Genomic DNA, 22,072 nt, shown 5'->3' on the forward strand with positions numbered 1-22,072 from the left:
CCTGAAGCTGATACTCACATTTAAATCAACCCCCAAAAACAACCTAACTAGGACTGCTGATGGAGTTACCTGTTTTACTCGCTATTCTTGCCACCATCGCGGTGGGTACCTATTTTCAAACTGTCACCGGATTTGGCCTCGGTATCATCGTGATTGGTTTAACGGTTAGCCTTAATCTGGTTTCCTTACCCGTTATAGCCGCTGTGGTCAGTATTGTGACCTTGTTCAATTGCTTGGTCGCATTGATGGGTAAGCCACTGCTTGGGGAACTCAAGATTCTGGTGGTGTTGGTCATCGGTATTATTCCCGGCGTTTCGATGGGGGTGTACTTGCTGGACGAGTTAAGCGATTCGGCAACGCATATTCTCCGAGGACTATTGGGTGCGATGGTGCTATTCGCAGGTTTGAGTTTTATGTTCAAACCTAAAACCAGAAAGGATCGCTCGGCAACCGTATCTTTCCTTGTCTCAGGCTTTAGCTCTGGGTTAGCGGGTGGGTTGTTTGGGATGGCAGGTCCACCGATTGTTTATCATCTTTATCGGCAACCTTTTACGCTCGATCTGGTGCGAAGCACACTGCTGATGGTTTTCGCTTGTACGTCGATGTCGCGTACTGTCAATGTCTACGCTGCAGGCGACATGGAACAGAGCATACTGTGGTTATCTGCTATTGCTGTTCCCTTGGTAGCGCTTGTCACGATGTTTGCTCGGCGCTTTCCACCGCCGCTGTCTAATGATCAACTCAGAAAGTTAGTGTTTATTGTATTGATGTTGATTGGTGGGTACTTGATGGCGGTCTCTGCATGGTCGTTGTTTTTGGCTTAGAACGTTTTCTTTATCAAAATTATCTTTGAAGGAGGAGGGCTTGATTCTCGTTTAATGCTTGATGACACCCTCCTCACTGACACGTCAGCGCTTTAGCATCTCAAAGATGCTCCTACATAGCCCGAACAAGCAGCTCTCTTGTACGTCCAAGGTAATGTTGTTGCGGTAATATGGGCTCAAATCCACTCCCATCCCCACGCCATGAATCTCAATTCCGTTTTTGATCGACTCACGTTCAATCACTTGTTTGAGGTGGTTATCCAAATAGAACTGATCGTTGGCGGTGCTGGTGGCGGTATCCATCGGGCAGCCGTCTGAGAACACGATTAAAACCTTTCTTTGTGCACTGTGCTGTTGCAACCGTTGACTAGCGAACTGCACCGCTTCGCCATCAATCCCCTCTTTAAAGACGTCTGCTTTACGAAGACTCGCAATGCCAAGGCGAGATCGTCTCCAATGCGTATCAAAATCCTTAAACACGATGTGCCGAACTTCGTTCAAGCGGCCTGGGTGCTTTGGTTGGCCTTGTTTAAGCCACTGTCGATAGACCTTGCCACCATTCCAGTTGTTGGTAGTGAAGCCAATGATCTCAAATGGGATATCAGCCAATCCTACAGATTTGAGAATGGTGTCCATCAACAAACTTAGCTTGTGACTGTGCTTTTGCATTGAGCCTGAGCAGTCCATCAAAAACGTGATGGCACATTGATGAGATGCACCGATATCAGGTTGATAAAAGACAGTGCGATCCAATGGCGAAGTGATGAGCTTGGTTATGGTGGTGGCGTTAACAATGCCTTCTTCTAAATGATCCTGACGTCGGTTCCTTTGTGGCGTGGCGACAAAGCTGGTGAGCATAGCGGCTAAACGGCGAGTGTTTACTTGTCTCGCCATGATGTCATCGGTGAGCTTTTGTCTCAGTTCGAGTAATAGGGCGCGCCTGACGAGTTTGTCTGCGGCGATGACTTGATCAAATTCTGAATTAAAGACCCGATAATTGGCGCCCGACAACTCGAATACCTTGCTACTGCCTGTGATGTCGGTATCGATGTCTTCATCTTGAATGTCGCCATCAACGATAAGGGCAAGCTGCGCAAGGATTTTTATATCTTCTTCAACCGTTGGCGTAGCCGAGCTATCGCTCTCTTGCTCTTGGTTGATGAGCTCTTGTGCAAGGGCAGCAAGCTCATTGGCGCAGTGAGCAAACTGTTGTTGGTCGGTTCTATGTTGCTTTAAGCGCTTCAGGCTGTACCCGAAAGTAGGCACGATGCCGGCGCGAGTCGATTCAATGGTCTCAGCGATAGGCTCAGACACCGGAACACCGGTTAAACGGGTGTGGATGACCTGCATCAGTGTAAACAACAACATGCCGATTCGTGATTCGGTAAAGCCATTTTGATGATATTGGTCGCTCCAATACGCAAAGTTGAATTGGATGCTGGTGGTCACGCCTTTTAGATAAGGCGGGACTTGAGATTCAATTCGGACCTGTTCGCAGAAGTCGTAAAGCAGACGTTCTATTTCGTTTTGAGGGCGTAGTGAATAGTGGAGGTCAGCGTCTGAAAGCAATAATCGCAGTGCCGATGAATCGATCTTGCCCTGCATCGATAGCTTGCTGTTTTTTAGCTCGTGGCGAGAAACAAAGGTGAGATCGTTAGTATGCGCAGACTGATAATAACAGGGGCTATTGCCTTTATAGAGACGTTCTCCCCGATAGTTCAGATTGAGTTCACCACTGATTGCTCTGGCGACAGACACACCAATATCGAGGATCTTTTTCTGCTGGGAAGAAACATTGGCCATGGTTTACGACTCCGAGTGCGAATAGTTTTGAGTATGCGTTTCCAAGGCTTCACCAAAGCAACGGAAATAGTATTCGCTAACCAGTTCTTTCTCTTCGTCTTCACAGCGATTTAAGAATGACAACCTAAATGCAGTGGCTACATCATCGAATATTTGGATGTTTTCAGCCCAAGTGAGCACCGTTCGCGGAGACATCACAGTCGAAAGGTCACCAGCCCGAAACCCGTTACGCGTTAACCCTGCGGTAGCGACCATTTTCTCGACCAGTTGTCGGCCACTTTCATTATTCAGTTGCGGAAGCTTAGATAGCACGATTTTGGTTTCATGTTGTGGGTCTAAATAGTTGAGCGTAGCGATGATGTTCCATCTATCTAACTGACTGTGGTTAAGCACTTGAGTACCCGAATACAAACCTGAAAAGTTACCCAAGCCAAGCGTGTTGCAGGTAGCAAACAGGCGGAAAGAAGGGTGAGGTGTGATCACTCGGTTTTGCTCTAAAGAAGTGTACTTTCCGTCTTGCTCTAATAACTGCTGAATCACAAACATCACGTCAGGGCGACCAGCGTCGTACTCATCTAATACCAGTGCGATGGGTTGTTGAATGCTTTGCGGAAGAATGCCTTCTTTAAACTCAGTCACCTGCATTCCGTCTTTAATGACGATGCTGTCTTTACCTATGAAATCCAATCGACTCAGGTGTCCGTCTAGGTTGATCCTCAAACACGGCCAATTCAATCTCGCGGCAATTTGCTCAATGTGAGACGACTTGCCCGTTCCGTGTGTGCCTTGTATCAATGTGCGACGATTGGAGGTGAACCCCGCCAATATAGCCAACGTCACTTCAGGATCAAAACAGTAATTTGGGTCGACTTTCGGCACATATTCACCCGGATGTTCAAATGCCATCACGGTTAGGTTGCTGTCGATGCCAAAGCGTTCTCTCACACTTACCGGTTGCGTTGGTACCAATTCCGCCTCTTTCATCATATTTCCCTTTATATAGCTCATCACTTGTCGCTGCTATCGCGATATGTCATCGATTATTAACAGCTCCTCTTAAGTTAACGGCACTTTTTGTACGAAAAACTACCAATAATGTGATCCAGTTTTATTAATTAGAATGAATTGTTCCATTTTAATATAAAAAGTTGACGCGCAAAAATTCTACTACTAAGGTGAAAATGAATTCGAAAAAGAGACAATTCATTCCGAAAAATGAAATTTTGGTTAACTCAAGGAGAATGGAAGAATGAGCGAGCAAGAAAAACGTACGGTTGTTTCCGGCACAGTAACAATGACACCATCAGAAGCGTTCGTTGAAACTATGGTTGCTAATGATGTTACCGATATGTTCGGCATCATGGGGTCGGCATTTATGGACGCAATGGATATCTTTGCTCCTGCTGGCATTCGATTGGTCCCAGTAGTACACGAGCAAGGCGCTGCCCACATGGCAGATGGTTACTCTCGTGTATCTGGTCGTCATGGCGTGGTTATCGGGCAAAATGGCCCTGGTATCAGTAACTGTGTAACAGCAATTGCAGCTGCGTTCTGGGCACATAGCCCGGTCGTAATTGTGACGCCAGAGACAGGCACTAAAACAATGGGCTTAGGTGGTTTCCAAGAATGTAACCAGCTTCCAATGTTCCAAGAGTTTACTAAGTATCAAGGACACGTAACGCACCCAGATCGTATGGCGGAATACACAGGCCGATGCTTCGACCGTGCGATGAGCGAAATGGGTCCAACTCAGCTAAATATTCCTCGTGACTACTTCTACGGTGAAACTCAAACCGAGATCCCTAAACCAGCGCGTTTAGACCGTGGTCCAGGTGGTGAGAAGTCTCTGAATGAAGCAGCAGACCTGATTGCTGAAGCGAAATTCCCAGTCATCATTTCTGGTGGCGGCGTGGTCATGGCAGATGCAGTTCAAGAGTGTGCGGCATTAGCAGAAAGACTGGGTGCTCCTGTTGTGAACAGCTACCTACACAATGACTCTTTCCCTGCTAGTCACCCATTATGGTGTGGTCCTTTAGGCTACCAAGGTTCGAAAGCAGCAATGAAATTGATGGCTCAAGCGGATGTGGTTATCGCTTTGGGTACACGTCTTGGTCCATTTGGTACCTTGCCTCAACATGGCATGGACTACTGGCCGAAGAACGCGAAAATCATTCAGATTGATGCAGACAACAAGATGCTTGGTCTGGTTAAGAAGATTTCGGTTGGTATCTGTGGTGATGCAAAAGCAGCAGCGGTTGCGCTATCTGAAAGATTGGAAGGCCGCGCACTGTTGTGCGATGACAACAAAGGCGCTCGCCAAGATACAGTCGCAACAGAGAAAGCTCTTTGGGAAAAAGAGCTTGATGAGTGGACACACGAACGTGACTCGTTCAGCTTAGATATGATTGAGGAAAACTCACACGAGACTCCGTTCTCTGGTGGCGAATATCTACACCCACGCCAAGTATTGCGTGAACTAGAAAAAGCGATGCCAGAAGACGTAATGGTCTCGACGGATATCGGTAACATCAACTCAGTGGCAAACAGCTACTTACGCTTTGAAAAACCACGTAGCTTCTTTGCTGCAATGAGTTTCGGTAACTGTGGTTACGCATTCCCGACCATCATTGGTGCGAAAGCTGCGGCACCTCATCGTCCCGCTATTTCATATGCAGGCGACGGTGCGTGGGGCATGAGCCTGATGGAAACCATGACATGTGTTCGCCATAACATTCCAGTGACAGCTGTGGTATTCCACAACCGTCAATGGGGTGCAGAGAAGAAGAACCAAGTCGACTTCTACAACCGACGCTTTGTTGCCGGTGAACTTGAAAACCAAAGCTTTGCAGAGATTGCACGAGCAATGGGTGCTGAAGGTATCACGGTTGATAAGCTTGAAGATGTAGGTCCAACCTTGCAAAAAGCCATCGACATGCAGATGAACGAAGGCAAAACAACCATCATTGAAATCATGTGTACTCAGGAGTTGGGCGACCCGTTCCGCCGAGATGCACTATCAACACCGGTTCGTTTCCTAGATAAATACAAAGATTACGTATAAGTCATAGGAAGTTTGTCCGGCCACAGAAATCTCGAGAGTGTTAGAGAAAGTGCTATCGAGAACGTGGTCGGGCAATACCAACGGGTATTGGCAAAGGACTTAGGTGAAGAACGTAAACGCTTAGTTCAATAATTTCCAGTTAAACATTAGAACACTAATTAAATGTTCATTAGGAAAATAAGTGGTTATAGCTATATAAACTTTGTTACTCGTTATTATTAATCGACCAATAACTCATAGCTACTTAGTGAATGGTTCTAATACTGATACTTGTTTATGAAGATATATACTTATTATCATTTTAGGAAAAAATACAATAACGATACTCGTTGACTATTGGTTAATCGTTATTATTGGTTGATTTTTATAATCGATTGATAGGGTTGTTGATATTTGGATTTTACCGGATTTAAACTAAGTGAATCGTAGTATGCATGTTGTGAAAAATAAACATTATATAAGCTCACTCGAAGACCTGTATAAAATAATCGATTTACTTATTACAGAGTGTAGTGGGCATCGTGGTTTGATTTATAACGTGTGTGATTATGAAAATAATAACTTGATGCCAAGCTTAGGTCGCTCAAATCGAAAGAATATTCGCCGTGTCGAACAAGAGCTTCTTTCGACCGTGAGAGTTTATGGCGGGCATTCGTTGAGTGCACACGAGATAAACGATTGGTTATTGATGTGTTTAGCCAAGAAACAGGGGTTTCCAACCCGTTTACTTGAGTGGACAGATAACCTGGTCAATGCGTTGTGGTCTGTGTGTCATAGCCAAAGCAAAGATTGTATCAATATTATTAAAGCCATTGATTATCATAAGGTTAGTGTTTTTAACTCACCATGTGACCTGAATAGAACTCAGATATTCAATGTGGCTGATTGTGATCAGCAAGAGCAACGAAAAGATAAGTGGTATTCCATTCACCCATTTAAGGAAGGTGGCAATGATGCCATTCAGCCTTTGTACGATGAGAAAGAATATTCAAACGGTCTAGTGTCCGTTCATATTCTTCCATCAGCGAAAGTAAACCTGATAAAGGAATTAACCTCCATGAATGTTTTAAATGAACCGACAGAATATATTGAAGAGAAACTGGCTGATTTGAAAAATGAAGCCCATGTAGATAACAATCAAGCAATTAATAAAGGTGAGGGTAATATCGAATTACAAGTTAATACTCATGATCGCCAGCTTGAGCAGTATGGCCGAAAGTACCATCAAGATTTTGACTTCGACTAAAGTCTAATATTTCTACTGATTTTATTTAGAGCTCATATAAATCTAGTGATTACGAGATAAATAAAATTAGAACACCAATTAATTTATAAAAAGATGAAATCTGTGAGCTTAAAGATTGTTTATAAAGTAACTCGAAGTTAGAGTGGCGAATCTTGTTATCAAGTTGTTAAATTTTCACAGATCTAGTTTAAACACTCTAATAAAAAAGTGGCGCAAAGCTACTGAAATTTAAACCAATAACGAAAACATAAAGGATTCTGGAATATGAATATGCAAACCAATGCAGCGACATTCGTGCTGGAAAACCAAGTCGACACCGCCTTTTTACAGTCTTTTAGTGATGCATGGAATAACCATGATATTGAAGCGCTAATGTCGTTTATGACCGAAGACTGTGTCTTCCACACCGTGGCAGGAGAAGGCGAACTTGGCAACACTATCGAAGGGTACGAAGCCGTTCGCAATAGCTTTGAATTGGTTTGGCAGAACTTTCCAGATGCAGCCTGGAGCGACCCTGTCCACTTTGTGTGTGGCGACCGCGCGGTAAGCGAATCAACGTTCTCTGCGACTAACCCTGATGGCACCGTCATCGAAGCTCGTATGGTTGATGTGTTTACCCTGAAAGCTGGAAAAATCAGCGTAAAAAATGCCTTCCGTAAAACACGACCTCTTTTGACTCCTAACAACACTCCCAAGAGCTAGACACGAAACCACAACCCGTTCACGTGTTATGACTAGGAGAGTCGAATTATGAGTTTAGTAATGGAACAACCGGCAGCCGATGTGCCGCCAAAGGTGAAAAGCACCCAAGCAAAAGAAAGCACCCAAGCACAAGATAAATACGATCCAAAATACGATCCACTTAAAGACAAGAGCCCAGGTCACGGTAAGGAATACGCCCCGACTTATTGGGTAGATACCGCAGGTGCACCACCTGAAGATGATGGCCCAATTACATCGGATATGGATGTCGATGTGGCGATAATCGGTTCAGGCTACACAGGCCTAAGTACCGCGATACACCTTGCTGAAATGTATGGCATTAAAGCGATTGTGATTGAAGCTAACCGTATGAGTTGGGGCTGCAGTACCCGAAATGGTGGTCAGGCTCAGTGTGCGTCAGGACGTTTGAAGCGTTCTCAGTGGATTGAACGCTGGGGACTAGAAACCGCGCTAAAAATGCACCGCGAATGCATCGATGGCATGAACACCTTTAAGTCTCTAATCAAAGACATTGATTGTGACCCGCAGCCGGGTGGCCACTTATACGTTGCTCACCGTCCAAAAGTGATGGCAACACTCGAGAAAGAAGCCAAGTTGCTGCGTGACACCTTCGATTACGACGCGCAGATCTTAGATGCGGAAACCGTAAAGCGTGATTACGTTGGTGACCAAGAAGCGGCAGGCGCAATGCATGAGCCAGAAGGTATTGGCATCCATGCAGGGAAACTGGCGTTTGGTTATCTAAGAAAGGCGAGAGCACTCGGCGTAAAAGTTCACCCCGCAAGCCCTGTGATGGGTTGGGAAACACGTAATGGTGTGCATTACCTAAAAACACCAGGTGGTGTGGTTAAGGCTCGCTCTGTTGGTGTTTGTACCGGTGGTTACACAAGCCAAGGTTTGCATTCAGAGCTTAAGAATCGCCTATTACCTGTACTTTCTAACTCGATGGTGACACGTCCGTTAACTCAAGACGAAATTGCCGCGTGTAACTTCAAAACCAATCAGGTGATTACTGACACCAGAATTTTGCGTCATTACTACCGTTTGTTACCCGATAACCGAGTGCAGATAGGTACACGCAGTGCCATCAGTGGCAAGAATGCACCTGAAAAGAAATACGAAGACATGTTGAGAGCGGATTTAACCCGAAAATTCCCTTCTCTCGATCAGATCAAAATCGATTATTCATGGTGGGGGTGGGTAGATGTTAGCCACGACATGATGCCAAGAATCTATCAGCCGAATCCAAAGCAATCCATATTCTACGCACTAGGGTATGGCGGCAATGGTGTGATGTACTCCGCTCAAGCAGGCAAGCGCCTTGCCCAGTGGATCGCAGGTGAAGGTCATAAGCTTGACTTGCCAATATTTGAATCAAAACTTCCGTTCCCCAACGTGAGGGAAGTGGTGGAATCTGAGATGTTTGCACCATTTCGAAGAGTAGGGCAACAGTTCCTTTATCAGTGGTATTCGTTAAAGGATGAAGTGCTTTAACTACTCGAACATTGTTTCCAAAATAGGGAAATAGAACTACGACCAGGAAAGTTGTACCAGGTCACCTTGTGAGCAAAGTACAGGCAGGACGTCTGTATGATATTAAAGGTTAAGACTATGAAATTGATTAAAAATAAAATTATTGCTGGCGTCACAATTGTAGCAACAGCGATGTTATCTCATACCGCGGCGGCAGCAAATTTCAAAATGGCTATCGGCGATGCTGCTGGTGGTACTCAGTGGGAATTAGCGACATCATTTTCTGAATTGATGGAGCAAAAAACAGACGGTAAAGTCAAAATTGACCTGTTCCCGAATGGTCAATTGGGCAATGAGCAAGATACCGTGAACGACGCGGCAATCGGCCTTCTCGACTTCTCTGTATTGGCGATCAACAACGTGACGCCTTTCTCTCCAACGGTTGGTCTATTGACCATGCCTTACGTCATTCAAAGTGCAGAAGAAGCGGTGCTATTAACTCAAGGCCAAGTAGGTCAAGACCTTGTTGATAACACGATTCGTGACGCAGGTGTTCGCATCGTAGGTTGGGCTTATTCTGGTTTTAGGGTTCTAACCAACTCTAAAAAATCAGTGGCTTCGCCAGCAGACCTAAAAGGGTTAGTGATTCGCGTCCCTCGTAACGAAATTATGATTGCTTCGTACCAAGCATGGGGTGTAAACCCAACACCAATGGCATGGTCAGAGACATTTACTGGCCTGCAGCAAGGTGTGGTTGATGGTCAAGATAACCCATACATCACTGTTCATGCGATGAAGTTCAATGAAGTACAAAAGTACGTAACAAACCTGCGTTACATCTTCTCACTTGAGCCGTTAATCGTCAGTGAAACAGTCTTCCAACAACAGACACCTGAGATGCAAAAGATCATTCTTGAAGCGGGTCAGGAAGCAACAGAACACAGCTTTGCTTATCTAGAGAATACTGAAAGCAAGATCCGTGAAGAGCTACAAGCAAAAGGCATGGTATTCACAGACCCTGCAGACAATGAGAAAGAGTGGATTAGCAAGGTAACGAAATCAGTTTGGCCTAAGTTCTATTCAAGCATTGGTGGTAAAGACAAGCTAGACGACGTTCTTGAGTTACTAGGTAGAAAGTAACGATCAGATACGCCCTATCTGCTGTTCTCCGCTACTTAATCACCTAGCGATAGAACAGTGAGATAGGGCATTTACATGGCTTTACTCGTTGATCTGTTTAGTACCTGATCTGCTCAGTACCGCGAGCGACTGGTTGTCATGTGGAAATCAACATTGGAGGTTATATGTCAGTCGCTAAAACTATAAAAAAGCATCTTAACAACATCGAGGAATATACTTGTTGTCTGTTGCTAGCAAGCTTTGTCTTATTACTGTTCACTCAAATCCTTACTCGTCAGCTTTTCGATTACTCCATACCTTGGGGTGATGAAGTCGCGACTTACATGTTCGTTTGGTTTGCCTATCTAGGCGCCGTTGTGGCGGCCAAAATGTCGGCGCATAACCGAGTCAGTTTTCACTTCAAGTTCTTCCCTCCGATTGTTCAGACCGTCTGTGAAACCATCGCTGACTTCTTATGGTTGCTGTTCAACGGTTACTTTGTCTATCTCAGTTACGATTTCGTGTTCAACAAAATGAACCTGTTCTGGAAATCTCAAACGACAGGCATCCCAATGAAGTACTTCTATATGATTTTGCCTATCGCGTTTTCGTTGATGATGATTCGAATTATTTGGAACAACTACGAGCGTTTGTTTAAAGGCGCTAAGAACGAAGATCCAGAAGTCAAAGAACTGCGAAAAATGACGGCACAAAAGTCATCACAGTAGTCGTCACAGAGAATAGCCGTAATAGAGAGATGTAATAATGGAATCCTATTTAACTCTAATTTTATTTGGTGGCTTCTTAACCCTGTTAATTCTGGGTGCACCAATCACAGTATCACTGGCCGGCGCTTCAATGGCGGCCTATATGTTGCTCGACAAAAATCCCATCGCTTTAGTACAAATCGCGTTTACTTCGGTGGGTAACTTCCCGTTAATGGCACTACCAGCCTTTGTTCTTGCTGGCGCATTAATGGAGGCGGCGGGTATCTCCAAACGATTGGTGGATATAGCCGAGAGCTTAGCCGGCCCTGTGACGGGTGGCCTTGGCGCTGCAACGGTAATGGCCTGCCTTTTCTTTGGAGCTATATCGGGTTCAGGCCCAGCCACGACCGCTGCGGTTGGTATGTTGATGGTACCAGCAATGGTTAAGCGAGATTACGATAAGAGCTACGCCTCCGCGGTGACTGCCGCTTCAGGGGGATTGGGTATCATTATTCCGCCATCTATCCCGCTAGTTATTTTCGGCATCTCCGCTATGGGATTGATGGCACCGCCAGAGGCCATTGCTCAACACGGACAGTTTGCCTCTTTATCTATTCCAAAACTGTTTGTTGCTGGGGTTGTGCCGGGTTTCATTATGGCGTCGACGCTAGTGGTCACTAACTACTTTATTGCTAAACGTGAAGGTTACAAAGGGCTGACTGAAAACTGGTCATTTGGCGAAGTAAGACACTCTTTGCGTCGTGGTATTTGGTCGATACTGGCTCCGTTTTTGATTCTCGGGGGCATCTACAGTGGCATGTTCACACCAACAGAGTCGGCAGTTGTGGCTATCTTCTATTCACTGTTTGTTGGGGTGTTTATTCACCGAGAGTTATCGTTCAAAAGCACGATTAAATCATTGTCGACAACGACATGGATCACTGGACGTGTGTTGCTGATTCTATTCGCGGCAACGGTATTTGGTCGCTTGCTAATCGAACAAAAAATTCCAGTTGTGGTGGCGGAGTCACTGTTAGGGTTCACTGACAATATGTACATGGTATGGGCACTGACTATTGTGTTACTGCTTTTCGTTGGCATGTTTATGGAAACGTTAGCCGCGATCATGATTATCGTACCGGTCTTGCTGCCAATTATGTACATGCTCGGCGCGGATCCTACTCACGTTGGCATTGTGGTGGTATGTACGCTCTCGATAGGATTTGCTACGCCGCCACTCGGTGAAAATATCTTTGTCGCCTCGGGGATAGGCGGAGCCACGGTCGAACAGATCACCGCGAAGATCCATCCCTTTGTGCTTGCATCCGTCATTGGCGTTTTCGTTATCGCTTTCTTCCCGCAAATTACGCTTTGGCTACCGTCCTTAGTGGGCTATTAGGAGAAGTCACTATGAATATATCAAGAATTATCCTTATTGGTTGTGCCGTATTTGCAGTGATCAGTGGCATTGGACTACGTGCCGAACATTCAGAAACAGCAAAAGAAAACGAGCCAGTTAATGTGCTCGATATTTCAGAGCCACATGTGGTCAGCGATGCTGAAAGAAGAGCCAAAACCCTGCTTGCTAAAGCGGTTGTCCATGTACAAAAGGATGGCGATGAGAGTGTCAAAGACTTCATGAGTGATGCCGAATATATAGACGGTGAGCTCTATGTGTTTGCTCTTGGTATTGATGGCCAATTCCTTGCCAGTGGCGGCTCTTCAATGGTGTTGGTGGGCGACAGTGTTTTGGATACTCAAGACGTTTACGGTAATCCCTTTTTCCGTGAAATGATCACTAAGGCTGTGCACAACGGGTTTGGCGAAGTTCAGTACCATTGGACTAATCCGACTGACCGCATGGGCGAGCCTAAAACCACTTTCTTTGAACGTGTGGGTGATGTGATTGTTGCCGTGGGGTATTACCCAGAACGCTCTAGTGCAACAGAAGCTAAGCGATTATTGGCGAGAGCGATGGCCGCGATAGTGGAATCAGAGCAGGACAGTCTCGCCGAGTTCAATGATACCGAAGGCAGCTTTGTTGAGGGAGACTTGTATGTGTTCGTGATGGATATGAGCTCTGGAAAGCTGCTCGCGCACGGTGTATCCCCTGAGCTTGTTGGGCGTTCACACAACGAAATCCTAAGCCCTGACGATAAGCCAATTCTCACTGAGATGTTAAACCTAGCGAAAGAAAATGGCCGAGGCGTTTATACCTATCAATGGTTAAACCCGCTGTCGAGCAAAGTGGAAACCAAGCACACTTACTATCGAGTGATCGACAATAAGCTGGTTGGTGTTGGTTATTACACAAATTCAAACAACACGTAAAAGTGTTTCTACTGAGCCCTCAACCCAGTTAGATAAAGGGCTGGGGGCTCAAAATACCGGTTTGTGTAAAAAAGCAATTTAGTAAAATTAACACTGTGAAATTTTTGTTGTGAAATTGTTTCTAAAATACAAGTAGTATGAAATACATGGAAGCAACACAGTAAAGAACAATTTTGAAAAGGGTCAATCAGGATTTTTGACCTACATGAAATTCAAAGCCGTAAGAGGGAAAGACTATGAATATGCTGACACTAGACAGAACAGAACTTCACAGAAACCATTCAACATTTATTGCTGAAGCTGTCTTTGCCGTAGAAATGGTGAAAGCAGACAAGCAGCTCGAAAAACAAAAAATGGCGAAACAGTTGCTTGATACTCTATTTCCTCTTGAGGCTGGTTCACACGAAGACGCAGTGAGCTATGAGATTGACTACCGACATGTTCAGGTTTACTTCAAAAATGGCGAACATACTGGCCTAAAACGAGCGAAGCACTTTGTTGCTTTCACCGGCGATAAGTCTAAGCCTTCAGCAATCCTATTTCGTGATGAAAGCGGTACACATGTTGAAGTGACAATCGGTGCTCGTAAAGGCACTGGCTACTTAGAATTGGTTGATATTCAAGATATCCAGTTAGAGACATGCACCACGTTTGGCCAAACTGAGGCGAGCCGTTCTTCTGGCATCCGTCACTGGGTGAGCTTAGTGAAAGGCGATGAAAGCGGTCGACCGAACGCTTCAAGTGAAGATAAAGAGTTCACGGCAAAAAATGGCGAAGACTATAACCTAGGTTTTTGCTTCGCCATCTAATGTGCTGTCTTTGAAATGTACTGTCTTTGAAATGTACAGTGCTGCTCTGCTAGACGTAGCACTGACATTTGAATACTGATTTCTCTTTTACCTTTGGTAATTTCCCCGCCCCTATAGCGGGGCTTTTTTGTTAGAGCTATAAATAAATTAGGCTGTTGTTGATTTTATCTTTAGAAAGTTTGAATGAGATTTTACGGTGCGTTATTTTAATTTAAAGTACTGTATTTAAAGATTTTTATTTGTTTATTTTATTCTGTTTTTATTGGCTTAACTATCACTATTGACGGTGGTTTGGGTGACTATTGAGCTAAAACTCAGTCAAAATGCTTTGAGCTGTGCTATAATCCGCGCCTTGGGATTGAGCCAATAAGTCCATTTTTCACCAATCATTGTGATTTTTATCGCCTTTTTATTTAGGTGGTGCGGCGAGCCAATCAAGTAGTAATTGGATATGGAGAGCGTCCTTATATTCGTTGATTCGGATATGCGAACATCATAATTTATGAGTTTTAAATCAAAAAAATACAGTATTGATTCTACTGACTATCAAGTTGGTCAAGACAACGTCAGTAAATGGGGCATGGATGTCCATAACACAGTCTTCGTAGCCTCAGTAGGCTTATCTCTTCTCTTCATCATCACTCTTCTTGCTCTTCCTCCTGCAGATGCTAAAGCTGCAATTGATTCTATTAAGGGTGCTGTTTTATCAAAGTTTGACTTCCTGTTTATGTGGGGAGCCAACATCATGCTAGCGTTTGCCGTTGTTCTCGCGTTTTCACCTTTGGGTAAAATTCGTCTAGGTGGCGAAGACGCGACGGCGGATTACTCCATGTCATCTTGGATAGCAATGCTATTCGCAGCGGGTATGGGTATAGGACTTATTTTTTGGGGTGTTGCAGAGCCAACCGCGTTCTTCACGAACTGGTTCGGAACGCCACTCGGTGCAGAACCTTTTACAGAAGCAGGCCGTGAACTGGCTCTCGGTGCGACACTGTTCCACTGGGGTTTTCATGCATGGGCTATCTATGGCATGACGGCGCTTTGTCTAGCGTACTTTGTTTACAACAAAGGCTTACCGCTATCAATGCGTTCTGTGTTTTACCCAATACTGGGTGAACGAGTTTGGGGTAAAACAGGTGATGTGATCGACGTACTAACGGTACTGGTTACTCTGTTTGGCCTTGCGACTTCATTAGGCTTAGGCGGTACACAAGCAGCAAGTGGTATCAGCCATGTATTTGGCTTGGAAAACAACATCTACCTTCAGCAATCTATTATCGTTTTGATTATGGGCTTGGCGATCATCTCTGTTATGCGTGGCATGGACGGTGGTGTTAAGTTCCTAAGTAACCTGAACATGGTTATTGCGTTCGTATTCCTTGGTCTTATCGCTGTTCTGAACTTCACAACCGTGCTTGATTCTGTGGCAACAGCGGTGACGGGTTATGTGAATAACATCGTAGCGTTGAGCCAAAGCTCTGGTCGTGAAGACACAACATGGCTGCATGGCTGGACTGTGTTCTACTGGGCATGGTGGGTTGCGTATGCACCATTCTTCGGTATGTTCGTAGCGCGTATTTCTAAAGGCCGTACGGTTCGTGAGTTTTTACTTTGCGTACTGATTATCCCAACATTGGTAACGTCGGCTTGGATGGCTATCTTCGGTGGCGTGGCTATCGAGCAAGTGATTAATCATGTAGGGCAACTTGGTCTCGACCAAGGCATCACAGACGTGTCTCTAAGCTTGTTCTACATGCTAGATGCTTACTCGTTCGGTAGTATTCTGTCGGTTCTCGCAGTCGCGCTGATCATCGTGTTCTTCGTTACAACGCTAGACTCAGGCTCTATCGTTATCGATGGCATGACAGCGGGTGGTAAGCTTGAAGTTCCTGTTAAACAGAAAGTGGTTTGGGCGGTTATCTCAGGCGCTATTGCAATGGTGATGTTGTGGATTGGTGGTACTCAATCTATCCAAGCTCTGCAATCGATCACGATCATTGCTGCACTACCGTTTACGATCATTCTTCTGATTGGTTGTTTCAGCTTGTTGAAAGGTCTACTGACTGAAGTAGATAAAGGACAAGAAAACGTTAGCGAAACCGCTAAATAAAGTAATCAAGTATGGGGAGTAGATAGTTCGCTAGTTACTCCTTATTAAGCGTTATTTCAAAGCTCTCTTGTACTGTGTGCAAGGGAGCTTTTTTATGCCCAAGAAGAAATCAAAGACAAGCAGATAAGACAAAAAAAGAGCCACAAGTGAATCGTCACTTGTGGCTCTTTTTAGTTTTAGGGAGCAGCTATTAGCTAATAGCTTACGCGTTCAATTCATGTTGAATTACGTAATCCAAAGCACCGACTACAGCAGCAACTTGAGCGTCATTACACTCTTCGTCTGTCACTTTGTCGCTGTCTGGGTAAACCTCAGTGGTTGTGCCGTACTTACAATCAGTCACACCACCACATAAGCCAAGCTTATTCATTGGGTAGTTAATCACACCATGTTGGGTAACTTCAGAACCAATGATCTTGCCGTCTGTATCTGCTGGCGCAATGTGCGTTACTTTTTCAACTGAAGCAATTACCGCCGCTTGGAACTCAGGCTGTGGATTTTCAGTATCACCAACTGTGTAGAAACCGTCTGGGATCATACCTTCGATGTACTCAATGCCATCACGCGCTGCGAGTGCTGGTCGGAATTCTGTTTCGTCAGAATCCGTCGTTTCGTGTAGATCAACGTGAACCAACACTTCTGGTAAAGAAGCGACTAATGCACGTAGGTTCGCTGATTCTTCTGCTGGTGTACCATCGTAGAAAGAGCGGTTTGGATCGACAGCATTTGGGTTCCAACGGTTGATGACTTCGTAACCCCAAGGGCTCACACAAGGTGCAACAACAATGTTGAAGTGTGCTGAGTACTGTTCTGCTTGAGTTGCGGCGAACTTGATCGCGCCATGCACACCACTGGTTTCGTAACCGTGAACACCACCCGTTACAAGGATCGTTGGTTTTGATGCGTCCCAGTTTTTGCTTTTGATTGCAAAAAGCGGGAAACGAGCTTCATCGTAGCTCAGTGCGCCGTATTGCTCGATGTCAAAGCGGTCTGCCAATGCTTGGATTTTTGGCACAACTTCTTGTTGATATTCACGCTTAACCGTTCTTTGAGCGAACCATGCTTGACGTTCTGCTTGTTGCCATTTTTTTCCAGGCTCACCGATTGGGTAGGAGTATTCACTTTTCATCTATACTTCTTCTTTTATGTTCGTGAAAGATGAAGACAGACTAGTCCTGTCTAGCTGAGACGGCAATAGAAAACACAACTTGTGACTCTATTTTTTACAGACTCATAACTTTGATGAGTGGATTGATGGTGTTACATTTTATCAATTGTTTAATCCCTTAAAAGAGACCATAAAATGGCTGGAGCAAGTTTATTAACGCTACTGGATGACATTGCAACCGTGTTGGATGATGTCGCACTGATGTCTAAGGTGGCAGCTAAAAAAACCGCTGGTGTGTTGGGGGATGATTTAGCACTGAACGCTCAGCAGGTATCCGGTGTTTCTGCTGAACGAGAAATCCCAGTGGTATGGGCGGTTGCAAAAGGCTCATTTAAAAACAAGTTGATTTTGGTGCCTGCGGCATTATTGATCAGTGCCTTTATTCCTTGGCTGATCATGCCTTTGCTTTTGATTGGAGGTTTGTTTCTTTGTTTTGAAGGGGCGGAGAAAATCTTAGAGAAGCTGTTTCCTCATTCTCATCAAGATGATGAAAAGGGAGAGGATACGAGTACTGGCGAATCCATAGAGGAATATGAGAAGAGAAAGGTCGCAGGCGCGATTCGTACTGATTTCATATTATCTGCGGAAATCATCGTGATAGCTCTGGGTACCGTGAAGGGTACAAGTATCGTCACTCAGATTCTTGTCGTGAGTTTGATTGCAGTTGTGATGACGATTGGTGTTTATGGCTTAGTTGCTGGGATCGTGAAGTTGGACGATTTAGGTTTCTATCTCCAGCGAACATCAAATGGGAGTACCATTAAAACTCAACTGGGTAACGGGCTAGTCGCATTTGCGCCCAAGTTAATGAAGACGCTTGCGGTGGTTGGAACGGCGGCGATGTTCTTGGTTGGCGGCGGCATTGTGGTGCACAACGTTCCTGCGATTCATCACTTAATTGAGCCGATTATCATGGACTTCAGTGGACATTCGATTGCAACCGCGGTGGTACCAACGCTGTTGAATGGTGTTATTGGTGTCTTAGCTGGATTGATCGTTGTTGCTGTTTGGACTGTGATTGGAAAAATTCGCGGTAAGTAATCGCTCATTATTGGTCTTAATAAAACCCTCTCTCCACGAAACGAAAAAGGGGCACCATAGTCATTATGATGCCCCTTTTAATCTAATGGGTCGTGTTTAATTAACACCACGCTCTTGTTTTGCAATATGAGCGCTTATTTACCGACTAAGCGTTTATTTTACAGACCAAGTGTTTATTTCACAGACCAAGCAATCGTCTCGCCGCCACGGATTGGCACAACGATGTCTGAACCGAAAGGCATGGTTTCAGCAATGTTCCACTCTTCTTTAACAAGAGTGATGGTGTCCGTGTTACGTGGAATACCGTAGAAGTCAGGGCCGTTGTGGCTTGCAAACGCTTCTAGGTTCTCAATCTTACCTTCTAAGTCGAACACTTCTGCGTACAGTTCAACGGCAGCGTGCGCTGTGTAAGAACCCGCACAACCACATGCTGACTCTTTTGCGCCTTTTGCGTGTGGTGCAGAGTCTGTACCCAAGAAGAACTTCTTGCTGCCGCTTGTTGCCGCCTCGATAAGCGCTAATTGGTGAGTGTTGCGCTTCAGAATAGGAAGGCAGTAGAAGTGTGGCTTAATGCCGCCAACCAACATGTGGTTGCGGTTATAAAGCAAGTGGTGCGCTGTAATGGTTGCTGCTACGTTGTCGTTAGCATTCTTAACGAAAGTCGCTGCATCTGCAGTCGTGATGTGCTCTAGAACGATCTTCAGGTTAGGGAAGTCGTTAACAATCGGTGCTAGAACCGTGTCTAAGAACTCTTTTTCACGGTCAAAGATATCAACATCGTGAGCCGTTACTTCACCGTGTACCAGCAGCAACATACCCACTTCTTGCATCGCTTCTAGTACGTGGTAAATCTTTTGAGCTGACGTTACGCCTGAATCCGAGTTAGTCGTCGCGCCTGCTGGGTAAAGCTTTGCAGCGACTACTGCACCAGACTCTTTCGCTTTGCGAATTTCGTCAGGTGTTGTGTTGTCTGTTAGGTAAAGTGCCATTAGAGGCTGGAATTGCTCGCTTGGCTGCTCTGCCATGATGCGTTCACGGTAAGCAAGAGCCATTTCGGTATCGGTTACCGGTGGGATGGTGTTTGGCATGATTAACGCTCGACCATTGTAGCGGCTGATATCGCGGACTGTATCTTTTAATACTTCGCCATCGCGTAGATGAACGTGCCAGTCGTCAGGACGAGTAATCGTAAGTTGTGTCATTGAAGGCTCCCACCATTTGAAGTGTTATTTAGTTGGAGCCTAAACTCAGCGAAATCTGTGAAAGCAATCGCTTACGTTTAGGCGACAGGATGATAGTGGAAAAGCACTTTCATTTCATCCTATTTTTAACTCTTCAGGGCTAGGAGCTTGTTTTTCTGAGTATTTTATTCGGTATTAATTCTCGGAGATGGTAGGAGGCGGGTTAACGAGTCGCCACCCAGAGTCCGTGAATCATTCCTGGCACCCAGAAGAAGAAAGTCAGGATGATGTTAATCAATAGGTCTTTACCTGCGCCACGAGCGAAGAACACGCCAACAGGCGGAAGTAGTACACATAAGATGATAATGACGAGTTTGTTCATGATAAATCCTTTTTATTCAATGAAAGTTCAATGCATTAATCGTGTTCAAAGTATAGAACGTATGGAGAGTGTTACGGCATTGCTGCCTTAATGTATCAAAACAGAAAGCTAAACATCTCAAGATAATAGCTTAGTATCAAGTGTTTAATGCCTGCCAGTTTATCTATTTATAACCATTTGTTAGCATTGGGACAAACAACAAACATTGGAATCGTTATGTCGCAGCTACCGTCAGATCAAAAGGCTTCACAGCAAGTGCCTTCTCTATCTCAAATCAATGTATTTCCGGTTAAGTCAGTGGGCGGGATTGCGCTCTCTTCTGCTTGGGTCGAAAAACAAGGTCTTACTTTCGACAGACGTTTTATGTTGGCGTTGGCTGACGGCTCAATGGTGACGGCGCGTAAGTACCCTAAAATGGTCAAGGTATCTTCTAGTTTGCAACCAGATGGTTTGATCTTCACTTATGAAGCTAAAGAACCGCTGCGCTTAAAGTATGCGAGCTTCAAGATGCAAGAAGCGCCAGCAACGGTTTGGAAAGACAGCTTCACGGCATACACGACATGTGATGAAGCCGATGATTGGTTCAGTGATGTGTTGGGCGTGCGCGTTGAGCTACTGTTTTCTGGCGAGCAATCGAATCGTGTTCGTGAAAAGCTCGGTCACAATGTGAGTTTTGCTGACGGTTACCCAATGTTAGTGATCAGCCAAGCCTCTCTTGATGAACTCAATCGCCGCAGCCCTGAAACCCATTCAATGGATCAGTTCCGCACCAACTTTGTTGTTTCCAACACAGAACCTTTTGCTGAAGATAGCTGGAAGCGTATCCGAATTGGTGAGGTTGAATTTGAATCCGTTAAGCCTTGTGAACGATGTATCCTAACCACGGTTGATGTCGAGAGTGGCGAGCTTAGAGCGACAAAAGAGCCGCTTAACACCTTTTCTTCATTCCGAGCCAACGAGCGCGGTGGCGTTTTCTTTGGCCAAAACCTTGTGGCTAAAAATGAAGGCTTAGTCAAAGCCGGTGATGTTGTTGAAGTATTAGAAACTAAAGAAAAAGAGCACTACGAAGATACATGGGTAGAATCGCTACACTTAACTTGCGTTGAACGTGAAGAGATCGCTCGAGACTTTACGACGTTCTGGCTAGAGCCAGCGAAAGAGAACTACGCATTACCAAGCTATCAGCCAGGGCAACATCTACCGATTGAAATGGTAATTAATGGCGAAAAAGTGTCTCGTCGTTACACGTTATCTTCGAGCCCATCACGCGCAGGGCGTTTAGCGATTTCTGTAAAGCGAGTGGACGATGGTCAAATCTCAAACTGGCTCAATGATCACTTCCAAGTGGGGGATACTCTTGTTGCTCAAAACCCAGATGGTGCTTTCTATCTAGAACAAAATCCAACGCACCCGTTACTACTATTATCCGCAGGTAGTGGCATTACGCCAATGTTGTCGATGCTTCGCTACTTGGCAGACCATGGTCAAATTGATGATGTGGTTTTCTATCATCAATGCAGCAGCGAAGAAGACATCCCTTATCAAGCTGAGATTGATAAGATCGCTAGTGAGCATGCCGGTCTACGTGTGATTTATTCATTAAGCCAACCAACCAAAGAGTGGGATGGTTTATCTGGGCGTCTAAGCGTGTCGCATGTCGCTAAAATTGAAGAACTACACAAACGCCAAGCTTTCGTGTGTGGCCCTGACGGCTTTATGGACAATGCAAAGAAACTACTGATTCAAATGGGGCTTAATCCTCAGCATTACCACCAAGAAGCGTTTGGTGTCGCTCAGTCTACCGAAGAGGCGGTGAAGCAACTGCAATTGAGTGTCAATGGCTACTTGTTCGAAGGTAATAATCAGTCAACCTTGCTAGAGCAAGCAGAGTCGGCGGGTGTGTCTATCGCTTCAAGCTGCCGTGCTGGTTTCTGTGGCGCTTGTAAAGTGACCCTCGAGTCTGGGCAAGTTCATCAACCTGATGTGCCTGCATTGCAAGAGCATGAACGCAATATGGGTCAGATACTGGCGTGTTGCAGTGTGCCTCAAACCGATATCGAAGTTGTGGATTAACGACACGTTCGGTCAAAAGGA

General features: G+C 45.2%; 18 protein-coding genes. 13 read left to right on the forward strand and 5 right to left on the reverse strand.

The annotated features are described in order from the left end of the window. Nucleotides 1-59: 59 nt before the first annotated feature. The gene (locus AACU28_RS02755; RefSeq protein ID WP_017081887.1) at nt 60-824 is read left to right on the forward strand and encodes a TSUP family transporter; all 765 of its coding nucleotides are present in this window, start codon (nt 60-62) and stop codon (nt 822-824) included. A gap of 84 nt (nt 825-908) precedes the next feature. Here AACU28_RS02755 and AACU28_RS02760 read toward each other — a convergent pair whose 3' ends face one another. Then, complete coding sequence (locus AACU28_RS02760; protein WP_121602293.1) at nt 909-2,627, reverse strand: cobaltochelatase CobT-related protein; 1,719 nt, start codon at nt 2,625-2,627, stop codon at nt 909-911. A gap of 3 nt (nt 2,628-2,630) precedes the next feature. Beyond that, on the reverse strand, nt 2,631-3,614 hold the full coding sequence (locus AACU28_RS02765) for an AAA family ATPase (protein ID WP_183091182.1): 984 nt from the start codon (nt 3,612-3,614) through the stop codon (nt 2,631-2,633). 262 nt (nt 3,615-3,876) lie between these two features. Here AACU28_RS02765 and xsc point away from each other — a divergent pair, with 262 nt between their 5' ends. The 10 genes from xsc to AACU28_RS02815 all read left to right on the forward strand — a co-directional run bounded on the left by xsc (nt 3,877) and on the right by AACU28_RS02815 (nt 16,206). After that, on the forward strand, nt 3,877-5,688 hold the full coding sequence (gene xsc / locus AACU28_RS02770) for a sulfoacetaldehyde acetyltransferase (protein ID WP_004731917.1): 1,812 nt from the start codon (nt 3,877-3,879) through the stop codon (nt 5,686-5,688). A 430-nt stretch (nt 5,689-6,118) separates the two neighbouring features. Beyond that, nucleotides 6,119-6,934: an FRG domain-containing protein gene (locus AACU28_RS02775; protein ID WP_121602295.1), complete on the forward strand. Its 816-nt coding sequence runs from the start codon at nt 6,119-6,121 to the stop codon at nt 6,932-6,934. 264 nt (nt 6,935-7,198) lie between these two features. Beyond that, entirely contained in the window at nt 7,199-7,636 is a 438-nt protein-coding gene (locus tag AACU28_RS02780; protein WP_099165784.1) for a nuclear transport factor 2 family protein, read from the forward strand. Nucleotides 7,637-7,684: 48 nt separating this feature from the next. Beyond that, nucleotides 7,685-9,151, forward strand: a complete 1,467-nt coding sequence (locus tag AACU28_RS02785; protein ID WP_065681634.1) for an NAD(P)/FAD-dependent oxidoreductase — start codon at nt 7,685-7,687, stop codon at nt 9,149-9,151. 117 nt (nt 9,152-9,268) lie between these two features. Then, the gene (locus AACU28_RS02790) at nt 9,269-10,270 is read left to right on the forward strand and encodes a TRAP transporter substrate-binding protein (RefSeq protein WP_017090585.1); all 1,002 of its coding nucleotides are present in this window, start codon (nt 9,269-9,271) and stop codon (nt 10,268-10,270) included. Nucleotides 10,271-10,434: 164 nt separating this feature from the next. Beyond that, nucleotides 10,435-10,977 carry a TRAP transporter small permease gene (locus AACU28_RS02795; protein ID WP_004731905.1) on the forward strand — a complete coding sequence of 181 codons (543 nt, stop codon included), beginning with the start codon at nt 10,435-10,437 and terminating at the stop codon, nt 10,975-10,977. A 37-nt stretch (nt 10,978-11,014) separates the two neighbouring features. Then, nucleotides 11,015-12,355 carry a TRAP transporter large permease gene (locus tag AACU28_RS02800; protein ID WP_004731904.1) on the forward strand — a complete coding sequence of 447 codons (1,341 nt, stop codon included), beginning with the start codon at nt 11,015-11,017 and terminating at the stop codon, nt 12,353-12,355. A gap of 11 nt (nt 12,356-12,366) precedes the next feature. Beyond that, nucleotides 12,367-13,287: a cache domain-containing protein gene (locus tag AACU28_RS02805; protein ID WP_054545772.1), complete on the forward strand. Its 921-nt coding sequence runs from the start codon at nt 12,367-12,369 to the stop codon at nt 13,285-13,287. 236 nt (nt 13,288-13,523) lie between these two features. Next, nucleotides 13,524-14,096: a malate synthase gene (locus AACU28_RS02810; protein ID WP_004731899.1), complete on the forward strand. Its 573-nt coding sequence runs from the start codon at nt 13,524-13,526 to the stop codon at nt 14,094-14,096. A 502-nt stretch (nt 14,097-14,598) separates the two neighbouring features. Continuing rightward, complete coding sequence (locus AACU28_RS02815; protein WP_017091709.1) at nt 14,599-16,206, forward strand: BCCT family transporter; 1,608 nt, start codon at nt 14,599-14,601, stop codon at nt 16,204-16,206. A gap of 202 nt (nt 16,207-16,408) precedes the next feature. Here the strand turns inward: AACU28_RS02815 and AACU28_RS02820 are convergent, their stop codons facing one another. After that, nucleotides 16,409-17,335, reverse strand: coding sequence for a M14 family metallopeptidase (locus AACU28_RS02820; protein WP_121602296.1), 927 nt, complete (start codon nt 17,333-17,335; stop codon nt 16,409-16,411). A 174-nt stretch (nt 17,336-17,509) separates the two neighbouring features. On the opposite strand from AACU28_RS02820, the gene AACU28_RS02825 reads away from it, so the two are divergent. Further along, complete coding sequence (locus AACU28_RS02825; protein ID WP_121602297.1) at nt 17,510-18,415, forward strand: DUF808 domain-containing protein; 906 nt, start codon at nt 17,510-17,512, stop codon at nt 18,413-18,415. A 173-nt stretch (nt 18,416-18,588) separates the two neighbouring features. On the opposite strand, the gene pyrC is transcribed toward AACU28_RS02825, so the two are convergent. Together pyrC and AACU28_RS02835 are read right to left on the reverse strand one after the other, a co-directional pair. Beyond that, nucleotides 18,589-19,617, reverse strand: a complete 1,029-nt coding sequence (gene pyrC / locus AACU28_RS02830; protein ID WP_121602298.1) for a dihydroorotase — start codon at nt 19,615-19,617, stop codon at nt 18,589-18,591. 202 nt (nt 19,618-19,819) lie between these two features. Beyond that, nucleotides 19,820-19,978: a YqaE/Pmp3 family membrane protein gene (locus tag AACU28_RS02835; protein WP_004731890.1), complete on the reverse strand. Its 159-nt coding sequence runs from the start codon at nt 19,976-19,978 to the stop codon at nt 19,820-19,822. A 216-nt stretch (nt 19,979-20,194) separates the two neighbouring features. On the opposite strand from AACU28_RS02835, the gene AACU28_RS02840 reads away from it, so the two are divergent. Further along, nucleotides 20,195-22,051, forward strand: a complete 1,857-nt coding sequence (locus tag AACU28_RS02840) for a hybrid-cluster NAD(P)-dependent oxidoreductase (protein ID WP_121602299.1) — start codon at nt 20,195-20,197, stop codon at nt 22,049-22,051. The last annotated feature ends 21 nt before the right edge of the window (nt 22,052-22,072 follow it).

The sequence above is a fragment of the Vibrio sp. SBT000027 genome (genome assembly GCF_963894355.1).
GTDB lineage: Bacteria > Pseudomonadota > Gammaproteobacteria > Enterobacterales > Vibrionaceae > Vibrio > Vibrio splendidus.